Consider the following 6,050-nt stretch of genomic DNA (forward strand, 5'->3'; position numbering starts at 1 on the left):
GTTCCACGACGGCACTTCGCTGACCGCCGAGGACGTCGCGTTCTCGTTCACCGAGAGCATCGAGAAGAAGTTCGCCACCGCGTCGATCCTCGCCAATATCGACAGCGTCATCGCGGTCGATCCCAGCACTGTGCGAGTAGTGACCAAGACGCCCGAGCCCCTGCTGATGAACATCCTCGCGCAGGTCTTCATCGTCCCCAAGGCTGCATATCTGGCTGCCGGTGGCGCCGATGGCTTCGCCAAGAACCCGATCGGCAGCGGCCCATACCGAATCGCCCCCGGTTTCGATATCGACAACTCGGTCACTTTCGAGGCATTCACCGACTTCTGGGGTACCACGGCGGCCACCCCCACGGTTGAATTGCGCTACTTCTCCGATTCCAGCGCCATGGCGGCGGCATTCGAATCGGGGCAGCTCAGCGTCGCTCACGAACTTCCGGGTAGCGCCCTGCAAACCCTCGCCGGAAACAGCGACTTCGAGATCACTTCCGCCTTCAGCGGTAGCCAGAACATGATGCAGTTCAACACTGCAAAGGCGCCGTTCAACGACATTCGAGTCCGCCGGGCCGCCAACGCCGCCATTGATTCGCAGGGCCTGATCGACGCACTCACGTACGGTGCCGGTACGCCGGAAGCCGGACAGCTGCCGATCAAGTCCGTCTTCGGCTACACCGACTCGATCACCGCGCCCGAATTCGACAAGGACAAGGCCCGCAAGCTCCTCGCGGAAGCGGGCGCCGAGGGTGTCGAGATCACGATCTCCGGGTTGAACCTGTACAAGCCGCTTCTCGAAGCCATCGGTGGACAGCTCGCCGCGGTCGGTTTCAAGCCGACCATCCAGGCCAACGAGGCCGCCGTGTGGATCAGTCAGTTCCGTGAGGGTACCGACGCGGACCTGTTCTTCCGAGGCACCTCGTACACCGGTGTCTTCGACGCGGATCGTCCGTTCTCGTTCGTATCCTCGGGAAAGCGTCCGATGGTCTCCGATCCCAAGTGGACCGAACTGTACACCGCCAGCCGCCAAGAGCTCGATCGTGATGCCCGCGAAAAGAAGCTCATCGCGTGCAGCGAGTACATCAAAGAGCAGTCGTACATCCTCTTCACCTACGCTCGCCCGTCCGTCGGCGGCGTAACAGCCGGCACGAAGGGTGTCGATTTCACCACCGGCATCATGCTCCGGTTCGACCAGGCCACCACCACCGCCTGATTCACCAGTGCGGGGCTGCACGTGAGGGGTAGCCCCGCACTTCCTTTTTTCGATCAGCTCTGAATGTTTAGGGAAGGAGTCCCAGTGACCACTAGCACGCCCCTGACCAAAGGTGAGCTCATCGACCAGCGCGGGCGCTCCGAACTGGAATTCCTGCAAGCACTACGAGCCGGTCTGACACCACTACGCAAGCAGGTTCGCGAGCGCGTCGATGCTACTGGTGTTCTCGACACCCCGTACGAGGACATCGCAGAATTGCGTACTCGTGTCGACGGAGTACTCGAAGAACTCCAGGCGCAACGCCTGCTCGGAATCATCCTGTCCTGGAGCCGCGGAGTTGCAACACCGCGCGCTGCAGCGGCTTTCAATCGCAAGCGATCCGAATTCGAACTGCTCGCAACACCCGCCGGTGAGGTCGTCGACCATATCGGTGACGATGTTCCCCGCTACTGGGACTACGAGTTCCACGGCACTGCCGGCGGCTGGGACGGACACCCGCACATGGGTTTCATTCACCACGAAATGATCTACCACTATCTTCTGAAGAAGATCTTCCCCGGCGACATTTTCGGCCAGCGCGGCGTGATAGCTGCTGCTGCACCCGCGGGCACGTATGAGAGAATCGTCGATCTTGGTTGCGGCACAGGTCAATACACGCTCAAGCTCGCCGAAACGTATCCCACGGCAAAGATCACCGCGGTCGATCTGTCCCGCACTCAGGTTCAGTACGCGCTCCGTCGAGCCGAAGATGCCGGTATCACCATCACCGGTATCCACGCCGCTGCCGAGAACACCGGCCTACCCGGCGGTGAAGCCGATCTGGTCACGTCATTCATCTTGCTGCACGAGGTTCCCCCGCACACGATCCGTCAGTTGTTCGTCGAAGCCTTCCGACTCCTGAAGCCGGGTGGACACGTTCACTTCTCCGACGTTGCGCCGTACTCGGAACGCTCCCCTTACCAAGCGTGGCTTGATGACTGGGACGCCGCTCACGGAAACGAGCCCTGGTGGCGCACCTCCGCAACCATCGACCTGGTGCAAGCGGCAGCTGACGCCGGGTTCGTCGACATCAACCAAGTAGCTCACGGACCCGAGTCGTACCCGTGGGTGACTACCGCTCGCAAGCCTGAATGAGGATTCCTGACGTGACCACCGCACCCCCCACCGCGCACCCCGCGGCCGAGCCACTCGCGCTTTCGTTTCGCGATGTCACTGTCCACCTGCCCCGCACCGATGACGAGTTGCAGATTCTGCACGGCGTCAGCTTCGAGGTGCCGGCCGGGCAGGTAGTAGCCCTCGCAGGCGAGTCCGGTTCCGGAAAGTCCACCGCGATGCTCGGCGCCATGCGCCTGCTCCCCTGGGGCGCCCGGATCGGCGGTTCGATTATCGCCGGTGACAACGACATCGCGACAATGACCAAACCTGAGCTGCGCGAGTTCCGCTCCCGCCAAGCGCGCGTCATCTTGCAGGACCCGTGGAGCTCGCTGCACCCGATGCACAGCATCGGAACGCAACTGATCGAGTCCGCACGATCGGGAGACCCGAAGCTGTCCAAAGCGGACGCCCGCGCCCTCGCCGCCGAAACTCTCGCGCGGGTCGGAATTCCCGACGCCGAGTCCCGACTCAGGAGTTACCCGCACCAGATGTCGGGCGGTCAGTTGCAGCGCGTCGTCATTGCGATGGCTCTGGTAGCCAAGCCTTCTCTGTTGCTGTGCGACGAACCGACCACCGCACTCGACGTCACGACGCAAGCGCAGATTCTCGAACTGCTCCGTGAGCTGAACCGTGAGATGGGCTTGACCATCATCATCGCCACGCACGATCTGGACGTGATCGCCGGCATCGCGGATCGTCTGGTCGTGATGTACGCCGGCGCGGTCGTCGAACAGGGACCCGTCGCCGAGGTCATGAGCAACCCACAGCACCCTTACACGTGGGCCTTGTTGCAGACGGCGCCCGAGCACAATTCCGGAACCCGCCTCCGCACCATCGAAGGCCGCCCGCCGGCACTCGACAACCTGCCCCCCGGTTGCTCGTTCGCACCCCGCTGCGATTTCGCCGTCGATGAATGCCACACACGCCGACCCAAGTTGGTCTCGCTCGACGCCGCCGGCGATCGCATGACCGCGTGCCTGCGCGTGCAGGACGCCGGACCCGTCGCCGATCCGATTGTCACCGATCCGACACCGGGTCCGATTGTCACCGATCCGACACTGGAAGCGAGCGCACAGCGATGACCTCCCAACCCGAAACGATCCTCGATCTCCAGGACGTCCACCAGCACTTCCCCGGCCAGGGACGCCAGACCATCCGCGCCGTCAACGGTGTCTCCCTCGCGGTTCGCAAGGGTGAGACGGTCGGCTTGGTCGGCGAATCCGGCAGCGGCAAGACCACGGTCGGTCGCACGGCCCTGCGCCTGTACACGCCTACCTCCGGACAGATCCTGTTCGAAGGCCAGGACGTCAGTAAGATCAAGGGCCGCAAGCTGTCCCAGATCCTGCGCCGTCGCTCGGCAATGGTGTTCCAGAATCCGTCCACCTCGCTCAATCCGTTCCTCAAGCTCGAGGACGTCCTGACCGAGCCCTTGGCCGTGCACGGTATAGGTGACAAGTCCGCTCGCCGACGAGCCGCAGCCGACATGCTCGATCGAGTCGGACTCGGCAGCGAAATGGGTAGTCGCTACCCCCACGAACTCTCCGGTGGCCAACGTCAGCGTGTGGGCATCGCCCGCGCACTCATGCTCGATCCCACGCTGATCGTGGCCGACGAACCCACTGCTTCACTCGACGTGTCGGTTCAGGCGCAGGTGGTGAATCTGTTGCAGGACATCCAGGCCGAGCGTGGATTGTCCTACCTGTTCATCAGCCACGACCTGTCGCTGGTTCGCCACCTCAGCCACCGAATCGCGGTGATGTACCTGGGCCGGATCGTCGAAACCGGAACCTCCGACGAGGTCTTCGACGAACCGCTGCACCCGTACGCCGCGTCACTCGCCTCGATGCAGCTGAGCCCGGAGAACCGCGTCCTGCCGAGCGGCGACCTCCCCTCACCGGTTAACCCGCCCTCCGGCTGCCCGTTCCATACCCGGTGCGCCATCGCTCGCGGCACGTGCGCGGTGAACGAGCCGGCACTGACCACATTCCCCAGCACCTCCGGAGGAGAGAGCCGTCAGGTTGCCTGCCACTTCCCCGGCGAACTCACCCTGAACACGAGTACGCACAGTGCGACTGCGCCGCGGTCGCCGTTGCCGCTGACCGTCGCGACGCGCTCGGACGCCCTCTCCACCTCGACCAGCAGTTAGGACGACCCTCATGCCAGGATTCGCACTGGACGACCCCCGGTATCTGAACGGTGATGCCGACAACGACGCGCTGATGCGTATGCTCCTCGAACTCGCGTCCGAGGTGTGGGTACTGCGCGACCGCCAGATTCTGCTCGAGAACGCGCTTCGCAGACACGATACGCTTGCCGCGGACGAGTTGGACGCACCGATCACCGATCCGGAACTGCGTGAGACGCTCAAAACTGAGCGTGACCAATTGATTCAGCGACTGATCTCGGCCGCGTCGAATCACTACGAAGTGCCGGCCGCATCATGAAAATACTCGGTTATCTCTGGCGGAAGCTGCTCCTTCTCGCCACCGTCATCATCGGTGTCACGACGTTCCTGTTCGTGATCTCTCGCATGTCCGGAGACCCGGCGGTATTGCTCTCTCCCCCGGAATCCGGCCAGGACGTCATCGACGCCACCCGCGTGCGACTCGGCCTCGACGCCCCGCTGATCGTGCAATACGTCGACTCGATCAAGGGCGCTTTCACTTTCGACTTCGGCACGTCCTTCGTGTCCAAGGTCGATTCGGGAACGTTGGCGATCGACCGTCTCGTCCCGAGCCTCTCGATCGTGATTCCCTCGATCATTCTCGCAGCTCTGCTCGCAGCATGCATCGGCACCTACGCCGCACTGAACCAGGCAAACAAGCGTGGCCGAGCGCTCATGGCGGGCGCCTTCATCCTCGACGGTATCCCTTACTTCATCCTCGCTCTGATGCTGGTGCTGATCTTCGCGATCACCCTCGGTTGGCTTCCCGCAACCGGTTCGAAGGGAGCGATCAGCCTGGTCATTCCGGTCGCGGTCCTTACCGTGCAGGGTTTTTCGACCATGACGCGTCTGACACGCGGACAGTTGATCGACGCACTGGGCCAAGGGCCCGTCACCATGGCCAAGTCCAAGGGCCTTTCACCGCGCACCGTACTGATCAAACACGCGATGCCACTCGCCATCCCCCCGCTCGTCGCTTTCCTCGGCATCCTGTTCTCGTTGATGATGGGCTCACTGCTGATTCTCGAACCGCTACTCAACTACGCCGGGCTCGGCCAGTTGCTCGTACGCAGCGTGTCATCGCGTGACTTCCCGACTGTGCAGGCCTGCGTGTTCGTGATGGCAGTTCTCATCACCATCGTAAATATCGCGATGGATGCGGTTGTGCGCATTCTCGACCCCCGACTTCGAACGAAGGTGTCCGCATGACATCGACAGCCTCCACCAAGAAGAACGCCGGCACACGGTCAGCCCCCAAGGCCGAGGCGCGCTCACGCGGACGCACCCGTGAGGTGTTCGGCAAAGCCTGGTCGAACCCGACCGGAAAGATCGGCTTCGTCATTCTCGGGATACTGGTCATTGCAGCGGTCTTCGCACCACTGCTGGCGAGCCAAGATCCCACCGTGCAGACCCTGTCGGCAACCAACACCAAGCCGTTCTGGCTCGGCGGAGAGGACGGCTATCTCTTCGGTACCGATGCTCTCGGCCGCGACGTCTACAGCCGCGTGCTGTACGGCCTTCGAC

The 6,050-nt window shown here is 62.9% G+C and carries 6 protein-coding genes and 1 pseudogene; all 7 read left to right on the forward strand.

What is annotated here, in order from left to right; translation table 11 throughout:
• On the forward strand, positions 1-1,207 hold a 1,207-nt coding region (locus WAW17_RS17190), incomplete at its 5' end, for an ABC transporter substrate-binding protein (RefSeq protein ID WP_422334146.1).
• 84 nt (positions 1,208-1,291) lie between these two features.
• Positions 1,292-2,341, forward strand: a complete 1,050-nt coding sequence (locus WAW17_RS17195; RefSeq protein WP_422334147.1) for a class I SAM-dependent methyltransferase — start codon at positions 1,292-1,294, stop codon at positions 2,339-2,341.
• Between the two features lie 11 nt (positions 2,342-2,352).
• Complete coding sequence (locus tag WAW17_RS17200) at positions 2,353-3,444, forward strand: ABC transporter ATP-binding protein (RefSeq protein ID WP_422334148.1); 1,092 nt, start codon at positions 2,353-2,355, stop codon at positions 3,442-3,444.
• The gene (locus tag WAW17_RS17205; RefSeq protein WP_422334149.1) at positions 3,441-4,508 is read left to right on the forward strand and encodes an ABC transporter ATP-binding protein; all 1,068 of its coding nucleotides are present in this window, start codon (positions 3,441-3,443) and stop codon (positions 4,506-4,508) included. Before WAW17_RS17200 ends, WAW17_RS17205 begins: the two co-directional genes overlap by 4 nt.
• Before the next feature lie 10 nt (positions 4,509-4,518).
• On the forward strand, positions 4,519-4,806 hold the full coding sequence (locus WAW17_RS17210) for a hypothetical protein (protein WP_422334150.1): 288 nt from the start codon (positions 4,519-4,521) through the stop codon (positions 4,804-4,806).
• The gene (locus WAW17_RS17215; RefSeq protein WP_422334151.1) at positions 4,803-5,735 is read left to right on the forward strand and encodes an ABC transporter permease; all 933 of its coding nucleotides are present in this window, start codon (positions 4,803-4,805) and stop codon (positions 5,733-5,735) included. The genes WAW17_RS17210 and WAW17_RS17215 overlap by 4 nt, the downstream gene beginning before the upstream one ends.
• Positions 5,732-6,050: pseudogene (locus WAW17_RS17220) on the forward strand (hypothetical protein); the annotation flags it as partial. The gene WAW17_RS17215 and the pseudogene WAW17_RS17220, both read left to right, overlap by 4 nt.

Origin of the sequence: Rhodococcus sp. (in: high G+C Gram-positive bacteria), assembly GCF_049286785.1 — a bacterium.
In the GTDB taxonomy this organism is placed as follows: Bacteria; Actinomycetota; Actinomycetes; order Mycobacteriales; family Mycobacteriaceae; genus Rhodococcus_F.

What these genes read in the sequence shown, in the direction of transcription:
- WAW17_RS17205 (WP_422334149.1), top strand. Translation starts at nt 3,441, where the DNA reads ATGACCTCCCAACCCGAAACGATCCTCGATCTCCAGGACGTCCACCAG.
- WAW17_RS17215 (WP_422334151.1), top strand. Translation starts at nt 4,803, where the DNA reads ATGAAAATACTCGGTTATCTCTGGCGGAAGCTGCTCCTTCTCGCCACC.
- WAW17_RS17210 (WP_422334150.1), top strand. Translation starts at nt 4,519, where the DNA reads ATGCCAGGATTCGCACTGGACGACCCCCGGTATCTGAACGGTGATGCC.